2 protein-coding genes are annotated in these 1889 nt (G+C 50.0%); both read left to right on the top strand.

The genetic code is table 11. From position 1 onward, the window contains the following. The coding region (locus E1189_RS01855) for a hypothetical protein (protein WP_230460011.1) at positions 1 to 966 on the top strand (966 nt) is incomplete at its 5' end. A 191-nt stretch (positions 967 to 1157) separates the two neighbouring features. After that, positions 1158 to 1889, top strand: a 732-nt coding sequence (locus tag E1189_RS23025; protein ID WP_196221028.1) for a HipA domain-containing protein, incomplete at its 3' end; no start/stop codon positions are given.

The raw sequence follows: 1889 nt of genomic DNA, 5'->3' as shown, positions 1-1889 counted from the left end.
ACACGCACCATGCTTTCCCGGTCAGGCGCTGAAAAAGTGTCACTCTCAAAAACAAAAAGTGTCACTCTTGAAGGTGACAAAAGTGACATTTCTGCCACTCCCAAAAGTGACAAAATTGAAGAGCCTGAAAACTGTGTTAAGCCTAGAGCCACAAGGGATGAGAGTAGAAAAACCTCACGCACGGTGAAGGCAGAGGAGTGTCACTCTCCCCATTTTGAAAAACAATCAAGTTGGGGTGGCAATCGTCCCGGTGCAGGCGCTCCCCTTAATAACACCAATGCAGTCACCCATGGCATCTACCGCTCGGAGCTGTCAGGGGAAGAGCAGGGGTTATATGACAATCTTTTGGGTGTGACCCAGCAACTGGAACAGGAGCTTGCTCTGTCTCGCGTCCTTTTAAAGCGTGCTGTTGCCCGAGATGCTGATGCCCAGGAACTCGACAAACTAATAGCAGCCGGGCAAGAGGCTGAAGCCGCACTTAACCATTCACCACTTACCCTGGAAGGTTGGGAGATGTTCGACGGGGAAGAGGGAAACCCGCTGAACGGACAGAAGTGGATAAAGAAGCGCCCAGATACCGGGAGCATCGTTGATCGGAAGATTGCCCGTGTTGAGAGCCTTGAAACTGCACTCTTCAAGCTGCACGGTGGTCTGAGGATCAAGCGCCATGAACAAATCGCATTACAGGCCCATGTGATCGACCAACTCAGCAGCGGCGAAATAACGCCTATTGAGGCAGGTCGTATTCTGGAACGTGAAGGTATGGCCGTGCCTACCGTGCTGGCCATGGAGATTAAAGCCAGCCTGGAGCGTGAAGAGATAGACGATCAGGGTGGTATCTCTGAAGAAGAGCTTGATGCTATTTGTGAGAAGGCTCGCGAACATCAACAGCAGGAGAGTGAGTGGCTGGCAGGCCGCAAAGCTTGGTTAAGCAGCGGGGCGCTGGATGACAGGAAACCACATTAAAGGGAGGGGAGGCGGTAAATTGCCGCCCCCTGGATATTGGAGCCTGTTTCGATACTGCCTGCCAGGGCGTGAAGCCATGCCTTATGGCCTGTATTATGGCTAAGGAGTTCACACCGGTGTGATGGTTAAACCTGTTGGCAGAGGTATACAATCACGCTGGTTAAGCGCACATAGCCATAGGTGGTTCCTCATTGATTAACCGTGAAAATATTTTTCAAGAGTGCAATCAGATCGTTGATATTGCCTCCTGGCCCGTACATGAAAACTTTGAGGTATTTACAGAAGGTGCCCGAAATAAAAGTTTGAGGGTTTGCCCGCCTGATTCTGGATATGACTTTTGTCTGCCAAACCATAAATACCTGTTTAAAGAGGCGATAAAGAGCGCAAAGGACTCCAGTAAGCCTCGTCATCCCGATCAGTATTGGGCAGAGGTCATAGCTTTTCATATCGGACGCCTGATGCAGCTTGAGGTGCCTCCAGCCTTCATTGCAATCAACTCTGAAACAGGTGAGCCAGGTTCTCTTATCGAATGGTTTACAGGGTATACAGATGTTGAGGAGCGATCCTCTCCTGGTGGGGACCATATGCAGAGTATGATTCCAGACTACGACCGAGAGAAAGGGCGAAAGCATAATCTGTTAGATATTCTGAAATTCTCACGGGCTATGGCTATTGGCAAAAGGCTTACACATGATTGGCGTGAATACTGGGGACTGTGCCTGTGTTTCGATGCTTTGATTGGGAATACAGACCGGCACCAGGAGAACTGGCGAGTAATATGGAACCCGGACGGCACTGCTCGCTTGTCCCCCTACTTTGATAACGGTACCAGTCTTGGGCATGAGATATTTCCACCCTTTTCATCATATATAAGGGATCAGAATCGTCTGAACGCATATGTGAGAAGGGGGCGGCACCATATG

It is taken from the genome of Parendozoicomonas verongulae (genome assembly GCF_009711465.1).
In the GTDB taxonomy this organism is placed as follows: Bacteria; Pseudomonadota; Gammaproteobacteria; order Pseudomonadales; family Endozoicomonadaceae; genus Sansalvadorimonas; species Sansalvadorimonas verongulae.
Note: the sequence above shows the minus strand (reverse complement) of the source record. Positions and strands in the feature narration are given on the sequence as shown.